Genomic DNA, 24429 nt, shown 5'->3' with positions numbered 1-24429 from the left:
ATGAAGATATTAAAATTCATTTATGTCTTAGATAAGCTTCGATTATTCTCTCCTGTAGGATTATATCGATTAATAGCTGCCATTCATAATTATGGAATGAATACGATGGCTCTTCTCAAACTAGCAGAAAGGTTTGGAAATAAAGAGGCATTAGTGGATGATCATGAAACAATAAGCTTTCAAGAGCTATTTATTCAATCAGAAAGGCTCTCTCAGATTTTAGCGGAGAAATACGAGCTTGGAAGCGGACAGAAGGTAGGATTTTTGTGTAGAAACCATGCTTCCATGATCAAGTCCATTTTTGCCGTTTCACGGGTTGGAGCAGATATCTATTTTCTTAATACGGAGATGAGCGAAAGTCAGCTTCAATTATTAATAGAGGAACATAATTTTGACCTTCTTATCTATGATGAAGAATTTCATACATTTATTGAAAAAAGCATTGCTTCTGGAGGAGCGGAACTAAATCCAAAATTGACTAATGATGTTTTTGGAAAATCGGGGGATGTCCTCTACAATTTATATGGGACTTCAGAAACGGGTCTCAATATGATCGCAACACCAAAGGATTTAAAGCATTCACCTAAAACAGTGGGCAAAAAAATACACGGTATCCCACTTAAAATATTGGATTCTAATAAGAAAGAAGTAGAGGCTGGGACAGTCGGGCAATTTTGTGTTAAAAACCCTTGGTCTATGAGAAACAAAGAAGCTTCCTGGGTTGAAACAGGTGATTTAGGATACCAGGATCAACGAGGCTACTATTTTTTATGCGGGCGCTCGGACGATATGATTGTCTCTGCTGGTGAGAATGTGTTTCCACTGGAACTAGAGCACATCCTCATCAATCACCTTAGTGTCGAAGATGTTGCGGTCATTGGAATTAATGATGAGCAGTTTGGACAAAGATTGCGGGCCTTTGTTCAGCCTTATGCGACTGCGAAAGTTTCAGAGGATGAGCTTTTTGATTGGCTGCGTCCAAGGGCTGCTAGGTTTCAAGTGCCCAAAAACATCATTATTGTAGACAAAATCCCCTATACCCCTTTAGGCAAGCTTGATCGGAAACAGCTGGCAGCAGAAGGCTCTTGGAATAAAATACATAATATAAAATAACAAATAAGAAGATTATGAATAGTCATTCACTTTATGCTAAAATTTAGATATATAGGATTATTTGAAGAGTCGGGGGATATATGTATGCTTTTTAAGAAAAATTTCGAGCAAGGTAAGGTGAATGGGGTCGACTTTGGGAATGGCACGGTATCGTTTCGAGCGGTAAAATTAAATGTTTATTGCTTTTTTTTAGATGGGGTATTAATTGATACGGCGGCACAATCATTGGAAAAGGAGTTTAAGCCCTTTTTTGAGGGGTTAGATATAGAACAAGTTGTCATCACTCATTTTCATGAAGATCATACAGGATGTGCGGAATTTTTACAGAGCCAGCGGCAATTACCCATTTTCATGAATGATTTAATGATTGATTATTGCAGTAGAAAGGCGGATTATCCGTTATATCGTAAATTATTTTGGGGAAAGCGGAGACCCTTTCAGGCAACGCCCATCGAGACGACCTTTCAATCCAGAAATGCAACTTGGGATGTAATTAACACACCTGGACATGCTAAGGATCATTTGGCATTTCTGAATCGGGAAACCGGGCAGTTATTTTCCGGGGATTTGTATTGCCAAGAGAAGACAAAGGTTGTTTTGCGTGAGGAGAGTGTGCCAACGATCATCGAGTCATTGAAGAGGGTTTTGACCTATGAATTTGACGATGTCTTTTGCTGTCATGCTGGCTATTTGAAGGAAGGCAGATTAGCTCTACAGAGAAAATTAGATTATTTGTTGGAGCTGCAAGGCCGTATAATAGAACTTCATGAAAAAGGGATGGCGGAGAACGAGATTAAAGCCACCTTGTTTTCTAAAAAGTATCCCATTGTCTTTTTTTCATCAGGGGAGTGGGATTCCATACATATCATAAATTCTGTTCTTGAAGGGAAGCGTACGAGGGGGATGTTTCAGCAAAGGAACAGACCGATCCCGAAGTGAAGCTTAGAATGGAGAAAGAAGCTATCAAGAAATTAATCAAACCACTCTCACCAAAATTACAGCAGCAGTTGGAATCACTATGGTCAGAGTATAATAAAGGGGAAACACGGGAAGCTAAATTAGTAAAAGCTTTGGATAAAATAGAAACGATTATTCAACATAATCAAGGTGCAAATCCTCCTAATTTTGATTATCAATTCAATCTTAATTATGGAAGAGAGTATTCAACTTTTGATCCAACCATGCAGTCCATTAGGGAGCTTATCGATAAAGAAACATATAAAAAGATTATTGAAAATAAAGCCGATTAACTTTTTGCCAAAACACATACATGTTTATAGGGTGTACACTCTCCTAAGGTAATTTTTTTGTCTAAAAAAACCCATTCTTGTCCAAACATATTCGGTCCATTGTTCCAATATTATAGGTATTAAAAAGTAATTGTAAGAATGGAGAGGAATGACCTATGGTGAGAGTTGGAAAAGATGATTTTGTTAATGGTTTTGTTCCACATCATAATCATGGTTCTGTGGATTATACATCAATGGAATCGGGGCATGTTCATCAATGCTTAGATGTGACCTCACCACCGATTCCAACTCAGGATGGCGGCCATATACATTATACGGAAGGGTATGTGGTCTTTGAAAACGGGCACACCCATCGTTATCAAGCTTATTCAGGCCCCGCTATCCCAGTTGGCGATGGAATGCATGTCCACTATTATGATTTTTACACGACAGAGGATGACGGTCATAGACACCATGTTAAAGGTGTTGACCAGCCAGCCCCAGGCAATAAATAAAAGATCATCAATAAACCAATCTGCATTTTGTCAGATTGGTTATTTTAATGGGTTTTCCTCAAGCTATGTTAGTAATGTGGATAATATGTGAAAAAACTGTGGATAACTTATCTATTGAATAGATTAACTGATATTAAGAAGATAGGTGTAAATATTTCCAAATTTTTACCGATAAAAAGGATAAATAGAATTCTCTCGATCACAAGGAGAGGAGGGAATGTTGTTATAAAGGATAGATTTTCATACCTTTGTTTTACATCAACTATTATAACAATGTAGTGCTTATATGAAGATGAATCATAATATTTCGGCAATGACAGCTTATCGTCATTATCAAAAGGCCATATCAGCGCAAGCGAAAGCGATGGAGCGCTTGTCCACAGGGCTGAGGATCAATCGTGCAGCTGATGACCCGGCCGGGCTTGCCATTTCTGAAAAAATGAGAGCGCAAATTCGCGGACTTAAGCAAGCCTCACGAAATGCACAGGATGCGATTTCCCTCGTTCAAACTGGAGAAGGAGCACTCAATGAAATCCATGCGATTCTACAGCGGATGCGTGAGCTTGCTGTTCAAGCAGCCAATGATACCAATACCGAAGCAGAACGAGATGCTATTCAAAAAGAAATAGACCAGCTCACTGAAGCAATCACAGATATTGGAAATAATACGGAATTTAATACAATGAAGCTCCTAAATGGCTCGAAAACGAAGTTCTCGATTCAGGTCGGGGCGAACGCTGGGCAAACAATGACGATTGAGATGGCCGATATGCGGGCTGAGGCGATAGGGATTACAGGCTCAGGGAGTGGATTTACTAGTAAAGGCACACTCGATATGTCCACCCACGAATCAGCCAGCTCTGCCATTGATATTTTAGATGAAGCGGTTAATAAGGTTTCTTCTCAGCGCTCCCTCCTTGGGGCTTATCATAATCGCTTGGAGCATACGATTAGCAACCTCGATAATAGTGCGGAAAACTTAACAGCTGCTGAATCTCGCATTCGTGATGCTGATATTGCTCAAGAAATGATGGAATATACGAAGCAATCCATTCTTGCTCAGGTTGCATTGGCGATGATGGCGCAAGCTAACAAACAGCAGCAAATGATACTGCAGCTTTTGAAAATAGATTAATCGAGATAGACAGGTAGTGAGAATAAACAAAAATAGGGCAGCCATTGTGCTACCCTGTTTGCGTTTCTTGAAAAAAATCAGTAAATTAAATTCTATCTTTAAAGCCTTGTTTGCAGCTTTGTTTACACTCTTAGAATGAGATAATCTCCAGATTTCAGTTGAACGACATCTGCCTTAAGTGCTTTTGCAATATCTTCGGTTAACGATTCGGCCTCTTCTTCATTCTTTGCTAGAAGGGAAAGCTGTTTTCCGCCTAACAATCTTTCTTTATTTGTTGTAATGAACGCTAAAATATCATAGTTTGGCTTCTGTGTGGACTCCCTTCCCATCCTAATCCCTCCCCATTAAATTGGTATTCATCACCTTGTCGCTTTTCTTTACGCTTTCAAGCAATGGTGTATTTTGGATCGTGCTAAGAAGTTTGTTGATATCATGAATGATGGGGACTAGGGCAACGATGATTCGTCCCTGTTCAAAATCCTTTCTGGTAAAATGGTATCTTTTCACCCCAATGGACCTTGTAGATTCAAACAGTATTGCCTGCCGTTGTCCATAATTGTCTAATGTAATGCGAAAATGCTCCTCTTTTGGATGAATGACCACTGCCAGACCTTCATTTTCAAATAAATTTCGAGCATTTTCAGTTCCAAGCTGATTGGTTATATAGAGACCATCTACATAGAGCTCAGAACCTCTTATTTCTAACTTTCCTTCTCTGACATTGGCAATATCGCCTACTGTTTTTCCTTTAGAGAAGCGCATTAAGACATAGAGCACAATGAAACCAACAACGGCTCCGCTAATGATATTGATCCAGATCGATTTTGAATCAATTAATTGAATGGTTAATGCCGATGACAATGAGACAACTAGAGCAAAATAATTTCTCGCCTCAAATGTTTTAGCAATCCCATCAATATACGCATCCCCACGATAAGCAAATTCCGTGTTTTCAAGATCTTTAAGACTTTCACGCTCTGTTTTGCGAACATCCCGAAATTGCTGAATAGCAATAGTCAGGAAAGTAACTGCTATAAAATTTTTTGTCATTAATGCTGGAATAGCAACAGCTCCTAGTGCAGCAGCAACAAAACCAGCAATCAGATGTATTAAATATCCATTTGGATAGCTTGGATATTGGCGATAATCCTCTTTTAGAGTTAACAAACGACTAATTGTTCCAACTGTGATGGAGGTTACGATTAATACAATATGATCGGTTGAAATAACTCCATTCAAAAAAGCCTCACCCCTTTAGCAAGCATTATCTCCCTTTTGCTAAAAGGATAGACTTTATTAAGCATTTTTCTTAGAATCTAAAAATCCTCTTTATTTCAGCGCTAAGCCCTTCATAAATGAAGGATTGAGCGGCTTCATCAGCTTTATAAGTGGCATGTTTACTTATGTTATGGTCTTCAAAGAGATACACGGTCACCTCTTTATTGTCCGGGTTTACGATCCAGTACTCTTTCACTCCGCAGGACAAATAAAGATCAAGCTTCTTAATCATATCCTTTCGTTTTGTACTATTTGAAAGTACCTCTACCACAAGGGATGGAACTCCCTTATAGTAATCATCCTCATTCAGGTTCTCTTTTAAATCGCAAATAATCATGAGATCGGGCTGAACAACATTAATGTTTTCTTCTGATCTTCTTAGTTCAATGTCATAGGGAGCTACCATTGGTCTCCATTCTTTTCCTTGGAAGAAATTATAAAAAATCCCAAATAGCTCTGTTACTGCAATTTGATGAGCTGTTCGTGGAGAGGCAAGCAAATAGATTTCTCCATCAATATACTCATATCTTTCCTCAGATTCCTGCTGTAATTTGAGAAACTCTTCAAAGGTTGCCTTTTTGTCACCGTAGCCGTATCCCACTGAGTTTTCACAGATTTTATCTACTTCTGATGCTTCTTTAATTGCTGTCTATTGCTATTTAAAATTAAGCAGTAGAAAAGGGACAGGAAAACCTGTCCCAATCTTATATCCCCCTCTTTTTTCCGATTAAGAAAGTGACCTGTGCAACGGTGATGGGGAGGGAGGATTTTTTTCGATAGGCTAGATACTTTGGCTCCCATGTAACATCAAACTTTTCCTTGAATTTTCGTAAGCCCTGAAAGTGAAAGAAAACATGGCCGTGCAGAAAAATTTGTGCGGCAATTTTTTCACTAAAGAAGGAGTATTTTGAAACTCCGACATTTGAAAGGGGGGCCATCCCTAGATTAAACTGAGAATATCCTTGTTCCTTCGCCCACTCAAAGAGTGAAAGAAACATATAGTCCATCGTTCCCGAAGGGGCATCTGGTTTGAATCGCATTAAATCAACAGAGATGGTTCCCTTTTTATCATATACTGGCATGATGTTGGCAAAAGCAAAAATTTCGGAAGAAGGTCCCTTTAAAACTCCTATTTCCGTTCGGTTTAGATACCTCTCATCAAAAAAACCTAGAGAAAATCCTTTCTCACGTCTGCCTTCCAACCATTCATTGGACACTTTTCGCATCTCATCAAACTGTTCATTGCGATAGGGGGGCTGTAGAATTTCAAAATGATAATTTTCTCGTTCGAATTTATTCTTTACTGCCCGTAAGCTCTTCATCTTCTTTCCTGAAAGCGAAAAATGATTCAAATTCAAATACGCCTCCTCACCCAGCTTGAAAAAATCATAACCGTGTTCGTGAAGAGTGGAGAGCATAGGATCGTTAATTTCGTAAAATACTGGGGTAAATCCGTAAAGGTCAGCCGTATGCATTAATTCCTCAATTGCGGCTGGAAACAATGATTTTTCCCCAATTGGATTACCAAGAACGACCAGCTTGTCCGCATATATTTGGTATTGGAAAAGTACATTTTTTTCACCATTCCAAAAGATATATTTGTCATTAAGAAAGATTAAATGGGTCAGTACGTTTCCTTCATATTTGTGAATATGCTCCAGAATTTCCATCTCATGGTTTAAGGCTGATTCTAACGGGAGTTTTCTTGAACGGCTGAAAACGATTCCTATCAAGAAAATAAGAACAGTAATGAATAGTCCAATAAGCGCACTATAAAAGAGATCCTTATAATCTGTGATAATGTAGGGTATAAATTTCTTCGGGATGTTGATTTTGGATAACGGGAGATTTGCATAGCCAATCACCACAAACATGATCGTGATGAAAAGAATCAAACATATATCAAACAGCGTTCTCCCCCATGTGAGCACATAGCTTTCTCGATAAAAACGCGCTTTTGAGCTACGTAGTAACAACGCAATAATAAACAAGAAAATAGCCTCTTCATAATCAAGTCCTTTAAAAAGTGAAAAAAGGGCTGCTAACGCTAGCACCACCAGGGTAATATGGTAAATGGATTTCACTTTGTATTGAATTCCTCTTGATAATCCGAGGAGCATAAAGCCAGTTGCTACAGAGAATTGGTGAGATAAGCTCATAATGGGTAATGAGAATATTTCTGCAGCAATCTTGAATCGCTCAATCACCCCTGGTAAGGCAGCAGACAAAAGCATTATGAAGCCGGAAACAAAAATTAAAACGGTTAAGAGAATATGAGTAATATACTCAATAATAGCGTTTGGCAGATTGCCCCAGTTTCTATTCCACTTATCCCAGTAGCCTTTTATAAAAAGAAAGATACCAATCAAAAAAGGGATAAAGTAGTAGCCAAGTCGATAAAGTATAAGCAGAACAACCACTTTTTCATCCTGTAATCCTATGTATTGAGTTCCCCAAATGAAAACTAAATCAAATGAGCCTAGGCCACCCGGGATCATGCTGACGATTCCAGCGCAGGCTGAAATCACATAAATAGCATAAAGATCGCCAAAGTGAACAGGAATATGTAAAACTCTCGACAAAATCCAAATCGCAAGAAATACGGAAGTCCATTCGATAAGGGACACGAGAATAAGTGAATATTTTGTCCGTAAATCAATAAAAAAGCTATTTTCCTTATTCTTCCATTTAAATGAAAAAACAAGTAGAATAGGAAGATAAAGGGCAACTCCGATAACGGCTAAATAGAGCCACTTCGTCTCCGTCAGAAGTGGAATATCCCGATAACCAATCAGCACGATCCAAGTAAGTATGGAAATGCCCGCTAAGAAAAAGAGTGTAACATGAGCAATCGTTTTTAGAATGGTTCCTCTTTTGATTTCATTTGATTGGTAAAAATAAGTTCTTAAGGTTGCACCGATCAACCCACCAAAACCGAGCAGGTTGGAAAATGAATTGATAATTAATGTCTGCTTTGTAAACTTCTTAAACGAGAGACGAATTCCTAAATTTTTGACAATCAAATCATCATATAAAAACATGGGAGAAACAGCAAATACCGTCAGTATAACAGCCATAATAAGACTGCTAAGAGGAATCTCTGTAACTTCATGTTTGATGAGCCCTATATCAAGATCCATCGCAAACTTCCAAATTTCATGAGTCGCCAAAGCTAATAAAAAGAGCGGGAAAATAATTTTTAAGAGCTGAAGCGCTTTTTCCTTCATAACACGAATATCCAAAAGCATTGTTCCTTTCTAGAAAAATCATCTAAGCCTTATGGTTCATTGTAACCGATTGAAGGGACAGGGGGATAGGAAAAGTGTCCCTATGACGAAAAATAACGCTCTGCCACTAAGTGCCAGTCTTCCAAAAATAAGGACCACGGATTTGGACGTCGTCTTACAGCCAAAGGATGATAGGCTACAAACGCTTGGTATCCATTGACGGAATCTTCCGGCCATAATGCAGGGCAAAGATTAGACAGGGTTACCCCTCCTTAAAAATAATGTTCCATTTTATTATTTCCCGACAGAAGACTTTTATCTTCAATCATATGAAGGCCGAGCCCAACGATAAGTGGGAGATGAATCCCCGTTGGTGGTAGCCAAAAATTCCCACATATGATAAAAAAATTAAACAGATAATCCGTGTGCGAAAAAGAACCCAAAAAAGGAGTTGTCAATGACAACTCCTTAAGATACCTGTTCAAACTGGCTATTATAAAGGTCGGCATAGAATCCGACGTTCGCGAGCAATTCCTCATGATTCCCTGTTTCGATAATGTCCCCGTCCTTCATGACAAGAATTAGGTCCGCATTCTTAATCGTTGAAAGACGGTGTGCGATGACAAAGGATGTTTTTCCAACGGTAAGCTGATCCATGGCTTGCTGGATTAATAATTCCGTACGTGTATCAACTGAGCTTGTTGCTTCGTCAAGAATGAGAAGCGGTGCATTTTCAACCATGGCACGGGCGATCGTAATCAATTGCTTTTGCCCTGCTGAAAGACTCGCCTTATCATTCAACATGGTGTCATACCCTTGTGGGAGGGTTTGAATAAAATGGTGAAGCCCAACTGCCTTACACGCTTCCTCAACCTGCTCATCGGTGACATTTTCCTTTGAAAAAATAATATTCTCTTTAATGGTTCCTTCAAAAAGCCACGTATCCTGAAGTACCATACAGAAGAGATCATGAACATTCTTGCGGGTCAACTGATGAATAGGAATCCCGTCAATGGAGATTTCACCACTACCTAGCTCGTAGAAGCGCATCAGTAAATTGACAAGCGTTGTTTTTCCTGCTCCAGTTGGTCCGACAATGGCGACCTTTTGGCCGGCTTTCGCTTTAGCTGAGAAGTCTTTAATGACGATCTGATCTTCCTTATAGCCAAAGCGAACATTCTTGAATTCGACATCCCCTTTGACCTGTTCGAGTTTTGTTGTTTTGTATGATTCGTCCTCTAACTCCTCTTCTTTAAGGAACTCGAATACACGCTCACTTGCTGCAGCTGTTGCTTGTAAATTGGTTGCGGCTTGAGCAAGTTGAGTGAGTGGCTGAGTGAAGAGGCGAATATACACCATAAAGGCAACGATTGTCCCGATCGTAATGACATCATGGGTGACAAGCATGGCTCCAACAACACAGATCGCCACGTAGCCGAATTTCCCGATGAAGCCCATCACTGGCATCATTAGTCCTGATAAAAACTGTGATTTCCAGGCGTTATCATACAATCTGCTATTCATTTCGTGGAAGGCATTTTTTGCATCTTTTTCTCCATTATAGACCTTCACCACATTGTGGCCTGAGTAAATTTCTTCGATATGTCCATTAAGCTTTCCTAGCTCTTTTTGCTGTGCAATAAAATACTTTTGCGAATGCTTCATGATCACGCTCATTAAAGAAAAACCAATCAGGGTTGCAAGTATCCCCGTGATGGCCATAATCCAGTTTGTATAGAACATCATGACGATGGCGCCAATGAATGTGGCAATGGCGGTTACGAGCGTTCCAAGGCTATTATTTAATGTTTGACCAATCGTATCGACATCATTCGTCACACGGCTCAGCACATTTCCATAGCTTGTTGCATCATAATATTTCAAAGGGATGCGATTAATTTTCCCTGAAATATCTGTGCGCATTTTCTTAGTGATTCGCTGGGTAATCGTCGCCATAATAAAGCCCTGTACATAGTTAAAAATGAGTCCTAGTCCATAGAGGATGGCCAAGAAGATGCCAATGCTCTCTACCTTAGCCAGATCGACTTTGGTTGCGATTCCCTCTTGAATGACATCAGTAATCTCACTTAACTTATCAGGTCCATATACATTCAATGCGGCGCCAGCAAAGGCAAGTACTAGGGAAAGAATGATGACCGGGATATAGTTGCTGCAATAGGACATCAGCTCTTTAAGTGTTTTCCCGAAATTTTTTGGTTTTGCTCCAGGCATACCCATTGGGCCAGGGCCACGGTGCCCATTGGATTTCGCACTTTGTTCCTGTGTATCATTCTTATTCATGTGCGAGTTCCTCCTTTGAAAGCTGTGAATAAGCAATTTCTTGATAGGTTGTACAGCTTGTCATTAATTCCTCATGAGTTCCGTTCCCAACGACTTCTCCATTTTCAAGGACAATAATCCGATCGGCATCTTTAATGGTTCCGATTCGCTGTGCCACGATGAGAGTGGTTGCATCCTGCGTTTCCTTTTTGAGTGTGGAGCGCAGCACACGGTCAGTTTTGTAATCGAGAGCTGAGAAGGAATCATCGAAAATATAGATTTCTGGCTGTCGATAGATGGCACGTGCGATCGATAAGCGTTGCTTTTGACCACCGGAGACGTTCGTTCCTCCTTGGGAGATATGTCCTTCGTATTGGCCATCCATTTTTTCTACAAATTCCGTTCCTTGGGCAATTTCCACAGCCTTTTTAATCATTTCTTCTGGAGCCGTTTCTTTTCCATTACTTCCATAAGTAACGTTCGAGGCAACGGTCCCACTAAAGAGCACGGCACGCTGTGGTACATACCCAATTTTGTTATGGAGAGCTTCTTGGGTGTAGTCCTTGACATTCACACCGTCCACGAGAATTTCCCCTTCTGTTGCATCATAGAAACGGGGAATTAGATTAATCACACTTGTTTTTCCACTACCAGTTGCCCCAATAAATGCTACTGTTTCTCCTTTGCTCGCTTTGAAGCTAATGTTTCTTAAGATTGGCTCTTCTGCATCTGGATATTGGAAGCTGACATTACGGAATTCAATGTCACCGCTCACACCACTTTTTCCTTCTGTAAGATGTCCATCGATGATTTTTGCTTCGGTGTCGAGTACCTCCATAATCCGTTTGGCAGGTTGGCTTTTTCAAATTTATTTTCCTGGTAGGACTCAGCATTATAGGCTCTCACAACCCGGAGCCCTGTTAAGTTCTCGCGAGTCACTTGGTTAAGATTATCGGTCAGCTGCTGAATGATTTTGAATTTAGGAATAGCAAAAATAATGATGACGCTTAGCATGATGATAAGGGCTGCGACTGCACCGCCCGTTGCCGCTGTCCACTGCCAGCTTTTTCCGGCGATTTTCATAATCGCCCAAACAGCTAGGATCGGAGCCTTGATGATGACCTGTAACCCGATTGCGATAATAAACTGAATTTGGGTAATATCGTTGGTTGAACGAGTAATTAAGCTTGATGTGGAAAAATTATTGATTTCCTCCATCGAAAATGACATCGTTTTTTCAAAAACCATGGATCTTAGACGCATCGAGAGGCCCGCTGCGATTTTGGCTGCAAAAAAGCCAACAATGATCGCCGCAATCATGCTGCCGATGGCACATAGAAGCATATATAGGCCCGGCTCCACAAGCTCAGACATTTTGGTGCCGTCCATTTGAATTAACGTTGTAATTTCTGCCATATAGTCAGGTAGCTTTAAGTCAAGCCACACTTGGGTAACGATGAACACGATACTGAAAAGAACGAGCATCCATTCGTTCTTTTTTAAATGCTGAAAGATTTTTAGCATGTAGTTTCTCCTTTTTTTATCTTATAGTGTAAGGTATTTGGGCATTGAATAAGCAGTCCATTCATCGAACTACTTGTTAGTAAAAATAATTTTAATGAGACGCACAAATTCCTTTGCATCCTCCTCAGTAAGCCTTCGCAGCATTTTTTCCGTCATCGCAATTGCATGATGATGGGCTTCAACGACTACTTCTTTTCCGGAATCTGTAATAAAAACAAGGACCTTTCGCTTGTCGGATGAATCGGTGCGACGTACAATCAACCCTTTTTTTTCAAGGCTTTTGAGTGCAGAGGCCACTCTCCCAGTACTGATGGAAAAGGATTCGCTTAATTCCCCAGAGGTAACACCGTCTTTAGTAAAATGTAAGTAGTGTAGCATTCCCATTTCACCTCGAGAATATTTCATCGGCTCATCCATAGGTGGTCTACGGCTTTTTCTCATGATATGAAATAATTCCTTCGCCAATTCTTGATAATCCATGGGTGCCCACCTCTATTTGAATTTATCTTACACTATAAGATAATAATTCTCTCATAAGAGTTCTGTCAAGTGGTAGAATCTCCCCAGTTTTTCAGTGTACATATGGAATATAAATCGAGTATAGTTATGAAAAATAGATTGTTTTTGAAGGGGAGAGTTATCATGATACATATTGGAATAATTGGACTTGGAGCGATCGGGCAGCGCTTAATCGGACAGTTTGGAGAGCATCCAGAAGTGGTGATTGTCGCGGTTTGTGACAATCAAGAAGCTTTGGCTAAGAAAACAGCCTCTTCACTAGGCGAAGTGGAAGCCTACACCGATTATCAGCAATTAATAGAAGATGAAAGAGTAGACCTTGTCTATGTAGCAGTTCCGCCAAAATTCCATCATCAAATCGTGCTGGATGTATTGAAGGCAAACAAGCATGTTCTCTGTGAGAAGCCATTAGCGAATTCTCTAGAGGAAGCGCAGGAAATGCTTGAAGCTGCGAACACAGCAGGAGTAGTTCATGCGATGAATTTCCCGCTTAATTATGGCCAAGCCGCAACCAAATTAGCTGAATTACTTCGAGAAAATTATATTGGAAAGCTACGTCGTATTCAGCTCACGATGCATTTTCCAGCATGGCCACGCCACTGGCAGCAAAATGCTTGGATCGGTGGACGTGAGCAGGGGGGATTCGTGCTTGAGGTAGGGGTGCATTTTATTCAACAAATCATTAAGCTGTTTGGCAGCATCCACCAAATTCAAACACGATTAGAATTGCCAGATGATTTGGAAAAATGCGAGACAGGGATCCTTGCAACAGCTGAGCTTGAGGATGGTACTCCTATACTCATTGAAGGCTTATGCGATATTTCAGGAGAGGAATACATTGGCTTTACCCTATATGGTTCAGAAGGGGTCCTATCTCTTGAAAACTGGGGTAAATTACGAGGTGGCAAAAATGGGGAGGATATGCAGGAAATATCTATTGAAGGTCAGCCTACAAACAGCCTCATCGATGAGTTAGTGAAAGCAATGAATGGACAAGCTGCAGAAATCTATGACTTTGAGGTAGGTTTCAAGTCCCAAGAAGTGCTTGAACAGCTGAGAAAGATGTAATTTGGAATGATATTCTTTCCTTAAGGCAAATTATACTTAAGGAGGGATTTGTGATGGCAAGAAGAAAAAATAAAATTTTGGTCCCAGAGGCGCGTCCAGGGCTAGACCAATTAAAAGCGAAGGTAGTTGGAGCAAGTGACCCTGACCAAGCAAAATTTGAAGCGGCGAAAGAAGTAGGAGTACCCTTAAAGGAAGGTTATAATGGGAAACTTACCTCTGAGGAAGCCGGCAAGGTCGGTGGTCGACTGGGTGGTAGCATGGTCAAGGAACTCGTAAGGATGGCGCAGGAGAATATGGGGAAGAAATAGGTTGTTATCGCGAGGAATGAGACGGTAAGAGAGTTGATCTTCTTACGGTCTTTTTTTGTTTGATGCTGTGTTAAAGTTCAGTGTTGATATTGGCCATATGTGTATGGCGTGAACGGGTTTTGCTCGGCACGAGCAACGTAGTGAACCCATTCACATATGGCGATATCAAGATCAACATTAAAATTTAGCAGCGCCTTGTTTGAAGGATTTTTTTATGTTGAAGCTGAATGACGGTTGCAAAAATGGTATGATATGTGGAGAATGCTTGTTCGAATTGATCGTATGTTTTGCGTAGAAGTTAGGAGAGAAGTATAGTGGCCAATGGAGCTAGCAACAACTTGACTCAGCCTTTTTTGAAATGGGCGGGAGGAAAGCGTCAATTACTCCCAGAGATTAGAAAATATATTCCTGAAAAAATAGATATGTATTATGAGCCCTTTATCGGGGCAGGTGCCGTTCTATTAGATCTGAAGCCTCTAAAGGCAGTTATCAATGATATTAATATTGAGTTGGTGAATGTCTATGAAGTGGTGAAGCATCACCATGAAGAGTTAATTGAGCAACTAAGAAAGCATGAGAACGGCAATAACAGTGAATATTTTTACGAAGTTCGTGGACTGGACAGGGACAAAGAAAAGTATGAACAGCTTTCACCAGTAGAAAAAGCAGCGAGAATGATTTACTTAAATAAAACTTGTTTTAATGGACTCTATCGGGTCAATAGTAAAGGCCAATTTAATGTACCTTTCGGGAAATACAAGAATCCTCAGATCGTTAATGAGAGTGTACTGCGAGCCGTTCATGATTATTTAAGCGCTTATGATGTGACGATTTGGAATAAGGATTTTGCAGAGGTTGTTGCCAACGCGAAGGAGGGGGATTTTGTGTATTTTGATCCACCCTATGATCCGGTTTCTGATACGTCTTCCTTCACGAGCTACAGCTTGGATGGATTTAATCGAGAGGATCAAATTCGACTGAGTGATGTTTGTGTTGAGTTGGATAAACGGGGCTGCAAGTTTTTATTAAGCAATTCAGCCACTGATTTTATTAAAGAAATATATGAGGAAAAAGGTTTCCATATTGAAATTGTCTCAGCCACTAGAAATATTAACTCAGTAGCCTCCAAACGTGGAAAAATTGACGAAGTGCTGGTGATGAACTTTGAGCCAAACGCAGACAGATAAAGCCTGGGAGATCCTATTTGAGCGCCATCATATTTTGCAGCAGATTCAGCATCATGGTTTCTTTGAAATCAAAGCGAAGGAAATTAAGATGGTAAGAGAACCAAGATTGATGGCGAAATTTGATCATTACAGCCATCTACCAAAGCTATTTAAGGAAAATGGGTTATCCATTTTACCAATTTCGCGCTCGAGCTATGTAATTGGTGAGTTTGATGTTTATGAAAAGGTGAGCTATAACAAAAGGCTAAAGCCTGTTCGTGTTGATTTTCCTGCGGATATCACTACCATTGATCCGACCAATCTTTATTCGGAAAGCTCAGCCCTTCATTGTGCCCATATTACTGGCATGATGGAAAAGGTATTAGGAGAACCATGCTTCCAAACGATTTCCGGGAGAATGTCATCGAAGGAATTTGATTTCCATATCCAGACAAGAAAAGGTACCGACCGCCTCATTAATATAAAGAATTCACAGATTGAAATTGATGGAGGTTATGAGAGCAGATATCAATTCATGATTGTTGAAGCAAAAAATGAGACAGTAGATGATTTTCTTGTACGCCAGCTTTACTATCCTTATCGTCTATGGCAGGAAAAGACGAACAAGGTGGTACGGCCAGTCTTTTTCACTTATTCCAATGATATTTTTAGCTTTTTTGTGTATGAGTTCACAGACCCAGGAAGGTATAATTCGCTAAAGCTTGTCGAGCAAAAGGATTTTATTATCGCTCATGAGGAGCTGAATTTTGAGGATATTGTTGGGGGATTTCGAGCTGTTCAGATGGTTCAGGAGCCAGAGGTGCCATTTCCCCAGGCTGATTCGTTTCCAAGGATTGTGGATTTATTGGGACTGCTTGTGGATAACGATTTGAGCAAGGATGATATCACAAGGAATTATGATTTTGATGTAAGACAAACCGGTTATTATACCTCGGCAGGAATGTACCTAGGCTTAATCGAGAAATATACTGACGACAACAAACAGGTCATGTTCAAGCTTACGAAATTAGGAAGAGAAATCATGAGGATGAGAACGAAGGACAAATACTTGGAATTGGTGAAATGTATCTTGTCCCATAAGCCCTTCTGGATGGTGTTTGCCGAGTATTTGGAAAAAGGTTCTGTCCCGGAAAAAGGAAGGGTGATAGAGATTATGAAGAAATGCAATCTTTATCATGTCAGCTCTGAGAGTACGTTCATTAGAAGATCCTCCACCGTGATCGGATGGATGAATTGGATCATTGATTTGCCAAACACCTATTAAGAAAAGGAGCTCGTAGTTTGAGCTCCTTTTCTTAATAGGGAGTTTTATTTACTAGAAGAATGCCTTTAGCCCCAATTCCCTCTTTATTAACTCTTATATAGTTCTATATTACTATATTTACTACAAAATTATACAATTAATTTCCTGTTTTCAACGTTTTTATAGTATTATATTAATAAATAACCAATATTTACAATTTTCCGCATTCAAACAATTCTATTAAGGGAGAGCTAATATGAAAAAGAGCATTACAACTCAATTAGGCGTCATCATTATTATTGTTCTTTTCGTTTCCATGATGATAACGTCTGCTTCAAATTTCTGGGTAAGCTATCAAAAAACATATGAAGCAGCTGGAATTGAAGCAGTAGGCTGCGCCAATATTACCACTGGTTTAATTAATCCAAGCGATATTGAGGAAATCGCAAGAGGGAATCAAGAAAAACTGAAGGAATTGCAGCAAAATCTAAATTGGACGACTGATCATAAACAGATCTTTGAAACTCAATACATATTGTCCCTCGATGGAACGATTATAGCTGCGGATCGTCATTTACAAGAACAAGGATTTAAAGCAGGCGATTCATTTTACATTGATCGGAAGGCTATCGCACTCCTTCAGGAAACAAAGCACGCCCAATTCTCTGAGATTTATGAATTTGGAGGCATGAAGCGTTTGTCAGGATATGCGCCAATATATAAGGATCATGATCCGAATAAGGAAATCATTGCGATCAATGTCATTGATTTCAATGCCAAAATAGTCATTGAAAGAACATGGGCTTCTGTGATGGATAGTTTTGTTCTTGGACTTTTACCAATGATTATTGCTGGTTTTATTACCATTTGGTTGATTCGTAGAAAAACAAGACCGATCACAACTCTCATCGAGTATTCCAAACAAATTGCCGAAGGAGACCTAGCAGTTGAAAATGTAAGCGTTCCAAATAAGGATGAAATTGGTGATTTAGCGACTACGCTAAATACGATGAAGGGAAATTTACGAAAGCTGATTGAACAAGTAAGTGATAATGCGGTGCACCTTGCCGCTTCCTCTAAACAATTAACGGCTGGTGCAGAACAAACCAATGAGGCAACAGAGCAAATCGTTAACACGATGCATCAAATGGCAATAAGTGTCGAGGGGCATGTTCAAAGTGTAGACGATACCACGGGAATCATCCACGAGATGTCACATGGTATCCAGCAAATAGCGAGCAATGCTAAGGAAGTCTCAACCAGTGCTAACCATGCTTCTGATAGGGCATCACAAGGAGGAAAATCAATTGAGACGGCCATCCAACAAATGCAATTGATAAATAAAACGGTTAGTGAATTGGAGGAAGTCATTCACCGATTGGATACACGTTCTAAGGAAGTCGGTCAAATTGTTGATGTGATTACGGGCATCTCTAAGCAGACGAATCTCTTAGCATTAAATGCGGCAATAGAGGCAGCAAGAGCTGGGGAAAGTGGAAAGGGTTTTTCAATAGTTGCTGACGAGGTCCGCAAGCTAGCAGAACAGTCTGCACAATCCGCGAAGGAAATTTCCCAATTAATAGCGGAGACTCAGGAAGAAACAAATCTTGCGGTTCGCTCTATGGCGTTTGTTGCCGAAGAAGTTGACACTGGGATTGGAATAGTTAGTTTGGCTGGAAGCTCTTTTGAAGAAATTAAGGACTCTGTTAATGCGGTTACCAATCAAATACAGGGTGTATCCGCTGCTGTGCAGCAAATGGCGGTGGGGGCGAGCCAGATCGTTCATTCTATGGAAAATATTTCAGCAGTGGCTGATACAGCTGCTGCTAGTACACAAAAGGTTTCCACATCTACTGAGGAACAATTGGCTTTTATGGAAGAAATCACTTCATCTTCGAGCTATTTATCAACATTGGCCGAGGAGCTACAATTACTGATTGGTAGGTTTAAAATTTCATAGGTTAGAAAAGTGGGGATTCTATTTTGGATCCCTTTTTATATTTACTACTAAAAAGAATACTTAGTGAATTGTTATAAAACTAGCAGCTAAGATGAGAACAGAAACAGCAAATTGGCAGGTTTGCTTCCCGTTTAAGTGATAAAGCAGATGGCACGGTCATCAAAGAAGGAGAATGATTCCCTCCAAAGTGAAAAAACAGGTAGAGCGGTCATCAAAGAGGTAGTATGGTTCCCGTTAAAGTAAGAAAACAGGTAGAGCGGTCATCAAAGGAGGAGTATGATTCCCTCCAAAGTGAAAAAACAGGTAGAGCGGTCATCAAAGAAGGAGTATGGTTCCCGTCAAAGTGAGAAAGTAGATAGACCGGTCATTAAAGGATAGTAGGGCTGCCCGATCGATGCAAGAATGAAACAAAAAAGCTGATGAAGAATGGAGTTCATCAGCTTTTTTACGCCTCTTTATATGAGGCTATCATCTACTAATCTATTTTCCTTTTAAAGATCAGTTCAAAAAATTTGGCAGACCCATAACTCCCAATTCCAGGTGCAAAGATTTGGACTAGTTCCCAACCTTGCTTTTCGTGTTCGTAAACGACGGTATGATAATCTTCTTCAGGTGTCAGCTTGAAGGTGGATAAGGGGATTTTGACAAATTTATGCTCGTACAAGAGATAACCTCCTTCTCTATCTTTAACATATTTACGAATGCTGTCTCAGGAGGTTTCAAAATTTTTCATACTCGATTGTGACTCCGTTCAAAGCACCAAGGTTTGAAAAAGGTATTATACTATAACCTTAACTTCGCTAAGATTCTCTTCATCAGCTATCACGTCCGGATGAACACAAAGCGGAAGCTTAATTATAAACGTTGTTCCGATCCCAATCTCACTTTTGACTTCAATACTACCTTTTAACTGCGATATAATCTGAAAGCAAATGGTCAGTCCGACCCCTGTCCCCATGTCCTTTGTTGAATAGAAAGGGGTTCCTACCTTCGAAAGCTGTTCCTTTGTCATCCCTTCTCCATTATCTGCTATGTGGATTATGGCCCGCTGGTTTTCCGAGTATGCCTTAATTTCTAGCCGTCCATGATTTTTCATTGCTTCGATTCCGTTCTTGATGATATTAATTAGGACTTGCTTGATCTCATCCTTATTTCCTTTGACATGGAGAGACTTTTCTATGGATGCAATGACTTCGATATTTTGTATATTGGTGTACGAGGTCATCAATTCAACGGTCTTGGTAATTTCTTCACTAATATTGACGGGCTGAGTGGTCCTTTTATTTGGCTTTGCCAAGGAAAGATAATCATTAATGATTTCCTGGGCTCTTGATAATTCTCTTAATGAAATTTCAATATAAGTCCGTTGTTTTTCCGTAATGTTCGGCTCTTTCCCGATTAATTGTAAAAAACCATTAATGGTAGTCATCGGATTCCGTACCTCATGGGCCACAGAAGCAGCAAGCTGACTGATGAGATTCAGCTTCTCGGAACGTCTTAATTCACTCTGTAAAAACATTTGTTGGATAAGATTTTCGATGAGAAGGATGACGAGCAACAAGGTTATCCAGATAACAAGCGAAAAGACTAGCATGATGAAAAGATGCTGAAACTGTTCCTCTGCAAATAAGGTAATGCATCTAGTGCCAGTTGTTACCCAAAAAAGAACACTTATCGCAATGAGTTTGTTCTTTAATAAAGTTCCTTGAAAGATATTTCGTAGAAAAAATAGAATGCAAGTTAGGATTGAATAGTTGATAAGTAATAAGGGAATTTTGGGATCCTTCAACACAAATAGGTATAGCAGCATAATCACAGTGGTGGCAATTCCTTGAAGAAAGCCAACATACATGAATGAAATGAATATAGGGATCATGCGGAAATCAAAAATAAAACCATTTGCGTACGATACTGGATATGACATTGTGAGCAGGAGAATCACGATCATGATGAGCATTAAAATACTTCTATGAAATTTACTTGAACAATAATAATTAAAGCGCATTGCAAAAAAGTAGTATAAGAGAAATGGAAAAATAACGATTAAGACATGGTATAGAATGTGGCTCATATTCTCTAGCAATGACACCCCCCTAGCGGCAATTACTCTTTTATCTTTCAATTTCATTTCTACAAATAGGTCTATAATCCTGCATGATTTTTGTCAGTTCAACAAATTTTTCAGAAAATTAACGAAGTATTGGGGAGGATTTACTGAAAGAGGGAGAGAAGGTATAATAGTGTGAAATGTTTTAGCAAAAATAAGACAAGAGGAGCTCCAATGGAAATAACATATACGATTACCGAACAAGATTACTTACAATTCAACCTTTTTCATATGAAAAATTCACAGACGGCGATGAATGCTTTGAAGGTACAGCGTTTTTTGATTCCAATTGTTTATATGGTTGTCGCATATTTTTTCGCAAAGCTCATGGGTGATTCATATATTCTATCCTTTGTTATTTTTGGTATTGCTGCTGTGTTGTGGATTGTTTATTACCCAAAGTATTTCTATAACTCGGTTATTCGTCGGGTTAGGAAAATGATTCAAGAGGGGAAGAATGAAGGAATCCTAGGAGAGCATTTGATGATTTTGACAGAGGAAGGGATTGTCGACAGGAATTCAACGGGAGAAACAAGGGTGAATTGGTCAGGGATTCAGGATTTGAAGGAGGATGACCAATACCTTTACCTCTATAACAGCTCCGTCAGTGCCTATATCCTTCCAAAAAGGGAAATCGAGAATGTTGAGGGATTGAAGGCGTATATTCATTCTCATAAATGAAGGCTGTTTTCGCACGGATTGTGGTTCTGGAATGTCCTTAATACCGGCCATTCCGTTTCATAGTACGCGTGCGATACGCATAGATTGAGTAGCTCTTTTCTCCGTTGTTTCTAGAGATAGTCTGCATAAACAAGAGTTTTGTCTAATTATTTTTTGTTCAAAAGCAACAATGTTTGAGAAAAGAGCCTAAATGAAAAACAGCTCAGTTCAAGTTGAACTGAGCTATTTTTCACTTTAAGTGCTTGCGCGCCATTCTTTTTTCATAGACATCTTCCTAGAAGCAATCATCCCTAAGCGAATGGAAATGGCAATCGAAAGGGCAGCAAGTACAATAATCATGGAGACGACACCGGGCCAGCCAAAGTGGCTGTAAAAGGTTCCACTCACCGTCCCGCCGACACTAGAGCCTGTATAATAGAAAAATAGGTAGAGCGAGGATGCTTGCGCTTTGTCATGGGTAGCCATGTTCCCCACCCAACCACTTGCGATGGAATGTGCTCCAAAGAATCCGTACGTAAAGACGGCAATGCCTAGAATCATCAACCATAGATTCGGACTTAGTGTAATGGTGACTCCTAGTAACAAGATGAATAGGGATAGCTGGAGTATTCTTTTTTTTCCATATTGATCGGCGAGCATCCCCATCCATGTCGAGCTAAATGTCCCCATAATATAGACAATGAAGATGAAGCCAACCAAGGTTTGACTCAAGGAGTAGGGGGGCTTCATTAACTCAAAGCCGATATAGTTGTAGAGGGACACTAGGCTTCCCATTAACAAAAAAGCGAGACTGAAAAGACAAATAAGACCGGATTCCTTAAATTGACTAAATAAGGAAGTGGCTAGCCCTTTTAAAGCAAAAGCTTGTGGCCGGAAATGAGAAGATTTTGGCAAAAATACAATAAAAACAATACTGGCCAGTAGGCTCAAGAATCCAATGGCGATGTAGGCGGCATGCCAGCTGAAATAATCTGTTAATATCCCGCCGATAATCCGTCCAGTCATCCCACCGAGAGAGTTTCCACTTATATGTAGTCCCATCGCCATTCCTAAGCTTCTCGGTTCTATTTCCTCACCAATGTAGGCCATGGCAACGGCAGGGAGGCCCGCAAGCGTAATTCCTTGTAAAATTCGACATAGGATTAAGAGCTGAAAGCTCGGTGAAAAAGCTGTGATAATCGAAAGAATCGAAGAGGCAACTAATGATATCGCCATGATGGGTTTACGTCCAAACACCTCTGACAGAGAGCCAGCAATCAAAAGGCTGATGGATAGAGTGATCGTTGCAGATGACATGCTCAGGCTTGACATTGTTGGTGAAACACCAAAATCACTCGCAATATCTGGCAATAAAGCCTGTGGTCCCCATAGAATGGCAAAGGTGCTGAAGCCCCCGGCGAAGATAGCAAAATTGACTCTCTTAAATGAACGTGTTCCACGCTGGATGTAATTCATGTTTGGGACTCCTTTAGTTGATTTCGAATAAGTGATGGACAAATTGAATAAAGCCCTTGACCGCAGGAGAGGAGTAAGAGTTCTTCAACCAAGCCATCCCTATATCCCTTTGGCAGATAGGATTTTTTACACGAATGGGCTTTATTTTTTGCTTATCTAAGACCTGTATGTCGGGCACGAGGGAAATACCTAATTTGGCCCCAACGAGACCAGAAACCGTCCCAATATCCTCACCTTCAAATACGATATTTGGTTCAAAACCTGCCTGATAACAAAAATGGTTAATGATTGCACGCAGCTCATTGACCTGCTTGAAGGAGATAAAAGGCTCATGTCTAACCATACTTAAATCGATTTCATCATATTCACTAAGCCAATGGTCGATTGAAGCGATCAAAAAAAGCTCTTCCGTTAAAAGAGGCTGATAAATAATCTCCTGGTCCTCGTGAAGCAGGGTGATGAGAGCGAGATCAACCTTCCTGTCCTTTAATAGGTCGACTATTTGCCGGTTAGAGGCTTGGTTTAACTGGAAGTGAACATGTGGGTTCACCCTTTGATAGGAGCTTAGAAGTTCAGGAACGACACTCATCCCAAGAGAAGGAATGAATGAAAGATGAATCATGCCATGATCAGGATGAATTTCATTCCATATTTCTTGTTTCCCTAGCTCCATTTGTTTGATGGCCTGCTCGACATATTCCAAGAATATTCTCCCATAGCGGTTCAGATAAATATTTCTGCCCCTTCGATCAAATAGCTGCACCCCAAGTTCTTCCTCAAGCTTTGCGATGGAGCGACTAAGTGCGGGCTGGGAAACCGCTAGTTGTTCGGCAGCGCGTGTAAAATGCTCTGCTTTGGCAACCGCTTGGAAATACTGTATTTGAACCCATTCCATTTGCATCCCTCAAATTTCTTTTATTATACTTCGCTTTCTACATAACTTCTAATTGTTAATATGCATAAAATTCATACAATTTTGTTATGAATAAAATGTAGCATACGTCCATTTATTTTCCAATATGTTAAAGATAGAAACTGGTCCAGCATACGTAAATTTGGTAGATTAGGGTTAGAGAGGATACAAAATTAGTATTCGGTTGCAAAAGATAGATCTGGAGGGATGAGCATGAATCCTTTTATGAAAAAGGCAGTTCAGCTAGCGATTGAGAATGTGGAACAAGGAGGCCAGCCATTTGGAGCCGTTCTTGTGAGGAAAGATGAGATCATATCCGAGGGTGTGAATGAGCTGCACCAGAATTATGATGTAAGTGGTCATGCCGAGCTGTTAGCCATTAGACGAGCGCAGGCAAGCTTAAAAACCCATGATTTAAGTGATTGCGTTATGTACGCAAGCGGGGAGCCCTGTCCAATGTGTTTGACAGCCATGTACTTTGCAGGAATTAAGACCGTTTACTACAGTGCGTCTATAGATGATGCGGAAAAAGTGGGCCTCGGAAAATCGAAGATGATTTATCATGATTTGAAGAAAAATAGGGAAGACAGAGAGATTAAGATGATCTATATGCCAAATGAAGGCGCACTACCCGATCCAATGGAAAAGTGGGCACGAAAAGGGAATGAATAATCCATGCGAATAGAA

22 protein-coding genes and 1 pseudogene are annotated in these 24429 nt (G+C 40.1%); 12 read left to right on the top strand and 11 right to left on the bottom strand.

Going from position 1 to position 24429, the window contains the following annotated elements:
* From J2S07_RS12985 to J2S07_RS12965, 5 genes are all read left to right on the top strand, one after another.
* Positions 1 to 1113, top strand: coding sequence for an AMP-binding protein (locus J2S07_RS12985; RefSeq protein ID WP_307150837.1), 1113 nt, complete (start codon positions 1 to 3; stop codon positions 1111 to 1113).
* 84 nt (positions 1114 to 1197) lie between these two features.
* Positions 1198 to 2052: an MBL fold metallo-hydrolase gene (locus tag J2S07_RS12980; protein ID WP_307150836.1), complete on the top strand. Its 855-nt coding sequence runs from the start codon at positions 1198 to 1200 to the stop codon at positions 2050 to 2052.
* A gap of 8 nt (positions 2053 to 2060) precedes the next feature.
* Positions 2061 to 2363 carry an HD domain-containing protein gene (locus tag J2S07_RS12975; RefSeq protein ID WP_307150835.1) on the top strand — a complete coding sequence of 101 codons (303 nt, stop codon included), beginning with the start codon at positions 2061 to 2063 and terminating at the stop codon, positions 2361 to 2363.
* A 155-nt stretch (positions 2364 to 2518) separates the two neighbouring features.
* On the top strand, positions 2519 to 2857 hold the full coding sequence (locus J2S07_RS12970) for a YmaF family protein (protein ID WP_307150834.1): 339 nt from the start codon (positions 2519 to 2521) through the stop codon (positions 2855 to 2857).
* Between the two features lie 286 nt (positions 2858 to 3143).
* Positions 3144 to 3992, top strand: coding sequence for a flagellin N-terminal helical domain-containing protein (locus J2S07_RS12965; protein ID WP_307150833.1), 849 nt, complete (start codon positions 3144 to 3146; stop codon positions 3990 to 3992).
* Between the two features lie 122 nt (positions 3993 to 4114).
* On the opposite strand, the gene J2S07_RS12960 is transcribed toward J2S07_RS12965, so the two are convergent.
* The 7 genes and pseudogenes from J2S07_RS12960 to J2S07_RS12930 form a co-directional block, all read right to left on the bottom strand.
* On the bottom strand, positions 4115 to 4321 hold the full coding sequence (locus J2S07_RS12960) for a capping complex subunit for YIEGIA (RefSeq protein WP_307150832.1): 207 nt from the start codon (positions 4319 to 4321) through the stop codon (positions 4115 to 4117).
* Between the two features lies 1 nt (position 4322).
* On the bottom strand, positions 4323 to 5231 hold the full coding sequence (locus tag J2S07_RS12955) for a YIEGIA family protein (protein ID WP_307150831.1): 909 nt from the start codon (positions 5229 to 5231) through the stop codon (positions 4323 to 4325).
* Positions 5232 to 5301: 70 nt separating this feature from the next.
* Positions 5302 to 5871 (bottom strand): Uma2 family endonuclease, encoded by a 570-nt coding sequence (locus tag J2S07_RS12950; protein WP_307150830.1) that lies wholly within the window; start codon positions 5869 to 5871, stop codon positions 5302 to 5304.
* Between the two features lie 103 nt (positions 5872 to 5974).
* Complete coding sequence (mprF, locus tag J2S07_RS12945; RefSeq protein ID WP_370872821.1) at positions 5975 to 8512, bottom strand: bifunctional lysylphosphatidylglycerol flippase/synthetase MprF; 2538 nt, start codon at positions 8510 to 8512, stop codon at positions 5975 to 5977.
* A 453-nt stretch (positions 8513 to 8965) separates the two neighbouring features.
* The gene (locus J2S07_RS12940) at positions 8966 to 10798 is read right to left on the bottom strand and encodes an ABC transporter ATP-binding protein (RefSeq protein WP_307150828.1); all 1833 of its coding nucleotides are present in this window, start codon (positions 10796 to 10798) and stop codon (positions 8966 to 8968) included.
* Positions 10791 to 12301 (bottom strand): annotated as a pseudogene (locus J2S07_RS12935) (ABC transporter ATP-binding protein). Before J2S07_RS12935 ends, J2S07_RS12940 begins: the two are co-directional and overlap by 8 nt.
* 69 nt (positions 12302 to 12370) lie before the next feature.
* On the bottom strand, positions 12371 to 12781 hold the full coding sequence (locus tag J2S07_RS12930) for a MarR family winged helix-turn-helix transcriptional regulator (RefSeq protein ID WP_307150827.1): 411 nt from the start codon (positions 12779 to 12781) through the stop codon (positions 12371 to 12373).
* Positions 12782 to 12943: 162 nt separating this feature from the next.
* Between J2S07_RS12930 and J2S07_RS12925 the strand changes: the two genes are divergently transcribed.
* The 5 genes from J2S07_RS12925 to J2S07_RS12905 all read left to right on the top strand — a co-directional run bounded on the left by J2S07_RS12925 (position 12944) and on the right by J2S07_RS12905 (position 18586).
* Complete coding sequence (locus J2S07_RS12925) at positions 12944 to 13888, top strand: Gfo/Idh/MocA family protein (protein ID WP_307150826.1); 945 nt, start codon at positions 12944 to 12946, stop codon at positions 13886 to 13888.
* Positions 13889 to 13941: 53 nt separating this feature from the next.
* On the top strand, positions 13942 to 14196 hold the full coding sequence (locus tag J2S07_RS12920) for an alpha/beta-type small acid-soluble spore protein (RefSeq protein ID WP_307150825.1): 255 nt from the start codon (positions 13942 to 13944) through the stop codon (positions 14194 to 14196).
* Positions 14197 to 14510: 314 nt separating this feature from the next.
* A complete protein-coding gene (locus J2S07_RS12915; protein WP_307150824.1) occupies positions 14511 to 15383 on the top strand; it encodes a DNA adenine methylase in 873 nt (290 codons plus the stop codon).
* Complete coding sequence (locus J2S07_RS12910) at positions 15361 to 16647, top strand: type II restriction enzyme (protein ID WP_307150823.1); 1287 nt, start codon at positions 15361 to 15363, stop codon at positions 16645 to 16647. The genes J2S07_RS12915 and J2S07_RS12910 overlap by 23 nt, the downstream gene beginning before the upstream one ends.
* 235 nt (positions 16648 to 16882) lie before the next feature.
* Positions 16883 to 18586, top strand: coding sequence for a methyl-accepting chemotaxis protein (locus J2S07_RS12905; RefSeq protein WP_307150822.1), 1704 nt, complete (start codon positions 16883 to 16885; stop codon positions 18584 to 18586).
* Between the two features lie 475 nt (positions 18587 to 19061).
* On the opposite strand, the gene J2S07_RS12900 is transcribed toward J2S07_RS12905, so the two are convergent.
* Both J2S07_RS12900 and J2S07_RS12895 read right to left on the bottom strand, forming a co-directional pair.
* Positions 19062 to 19250 carry a DUF4177 domain-containing protein gene (locus tag J2S07_RS12900; protein WP_307150821.1) on the bottom strand — a complete coding sequence of 63 codons (189 nt, stop codon included), beginning with the start codon at positions 19248 to 19250 and terminating at the stop codon, positions 19062 to 19064.
* 114 nt (positions 19251 to 19364) lie between these two features.
* A complete protein-coding gene (locus tag J2S07_RS12895; protein WP_307150820.1) occupies positions 19365 to 20669 on the bottom strand; it encodes an ATP-binding protein in 1305 nt (434 codons plus the stop codon).
* Between the two features lie 198 nt (positions 20670 to 20867).
* On the opposite strand from J2S07_RS12895, the gene J2S07_RS12890 reads away from it, so the two are divergent.
* On the top strand, positions 20868 to 21374 hold the full coding sequence (locus J2S07_RS12890) for a YcxB family protein (RefSeq protein ID WP_307150819.1): 507 nt from the start codon (positions 20868 to 20870) through the stop codon (positions 21372 to 21374).
* Between the two features lie 234 nt (positions 21375 to 21608).
* Here the strand turns inward: J2S07_RS12890 and J2S07_RS12885 are convergent, their stop codons facing one another.
* Both J2S07_RS12885 and J2S07_RS12880 read right to left on the bottom strand, forming a co-directional pair.
* On the bottom strand, positions 21609 to 22829 hold the full coding sequence (locus J2S07_RS12885; RefSeq protein ID WP_307150818.1) for an MFS transporter: 1221 nt from the start codon (positions 22827 to 22829) through the stop codon (positions 21609 to 21611).
* 13 nt (positions 22830 to 22842) lie between these two features.
* A complete protein-coding gene (locus J2S07_RS12880; protein ID WP_307150817.1) occupies positions 22843 to 23724 on the bottom strand; it encodes a LysR family transcriptional regulator in 882 nt (293 codons plus the stop codon).
* A 231-nt stretch (positions 23725 to 23955) separates the two neighbouring features.
* Here J2S07_RS12880 and J2S07_RS12875 point away from each other — a divergent pair, with 231 nt between their 5' ends.
* Complete coding sequence (locus tag J2S07_RS12875; protein ID WP_307150816.1) at positions 23956 to 24414, top strand: nucleoside deaminase; 459 nt, start codon at positions 23956 to 23958, stop codon at positions 24412 to 24414.
* Positions 24415 to 24429: the final 15 nt, after the last annotated feature.

The organism is Anoxybacillus andreesenii (genome assembly GCF_030813005.1).
Taxonomy (GTDB): domain Bacteria; phylum Bacillota; class Bacilli; order Bacillales; family Cytobacillaceae; genus Robertmurraya; species Robertmurraya andreesenii.
Note: the sequence above shows the minus strand (reverse complement) of the source record. Positions and strands in the feature narration are given on the sequence as shown.

Coding starts and splice junctions, on each gene's coding strand:
- J2S07_RS12890 (WP_307150819.1), top strand. CDS start 20,868: ATGGAAATAACATATACGATTACCGAACAAGATTACTTACAATTCAAC.
- J2S07_RS12965 (WP_307150833.1), top strand. CDS start 3,144: ATGAAGATGAATCATAATATTTCGGCAATGACAGCTTATCGTCATTAT.
- J2S07_RS12875 (WP_307150816.1), top strand. CDS start 23,956: ATGAATCCTTTTATGAAAAAGGCAGTTCAGCTAGCGATTGAGAATGTG.
- J2S07_RS12975 (WP_307150835.1), top strand. CDS start 2,061: ATGGAGAAAGAAGCTATCAAGAAATTAATCAAACCACTCTCACCAAAA.
- J2S07_RS12920 (WP_307150825.1), top strand. CDS start 13,942: ATGGCAAGAAGAAAAAATAAAATTTTGGTCCCAGAGGCGCGTCCAGGG.
- J2S07_RS12970 (WP_307150834.1), top strand. CDS start 2,519: ATGGTGAGAGTTGGAAAAGATGATTTTGTTAATGGTTTTGTTCCACAT.
- J2S07_RS12885 (WP_307150818.1), bottom strand. CDS start 22,829: ATGAATTACATCCAGCGTGGAACACGTTCATTTAAGAGAGTCAATTTT.
- J2S07_RS12980 (WP_307150836.1), top strand. CDS start 1,198: ATGCTTTTTAAGAAAAATTTCGAGCAAGGTAAGGTGAATGGGGTCGAC.
- J2S07_RS12985 (WP_307150837.1), top strand. CDS start 1: ATGAAGATATTAAAATTCATTTATGTCTTAGATAAGCTTCGATTATTC.
- J2S07_RS12905 (WP_307150822.1), top strand. CDS start 16,883: ATGAAAAAGAGCATTACAACTCAATTAGGCGTCATCATTATTATTGTT.
- J2S07_RS12930 (WP_307150827.1), bottom strand. CDS start 12,781: ATGGATTATCAAGAATTGGCGAAGGAATTATTTCATATCATGAGAAAA.
- J2S07_RS12880 (WP_307150817.1), bottom strand. CDS start 23,724: ATGGAATGGGTTCAAATACAGTATTTCCAAGCGGTTGCCAAAGCAGAG.
- J2S07_RS12925 (WP_307150826.1), top strand. CDS start 12,944: ATGATACATATTGGAATAATTGGACTTGGAGCGATCGGGCAGCGCTTA.
- J2S07_RS12940 (WP_307150828.1), bottom strand. CDS start 10,798: ATGAATAAGAATGATACACAGGAACAAAGTGCGAAATCCAATGGGCAC.
- J2S07_RS12960 (WP_307150832.1), bottom strand. CDS start 4,321: ATGGGAAGGGAGTCCACACAGAAGCCAAACTATGATATTTTAGCGTTC.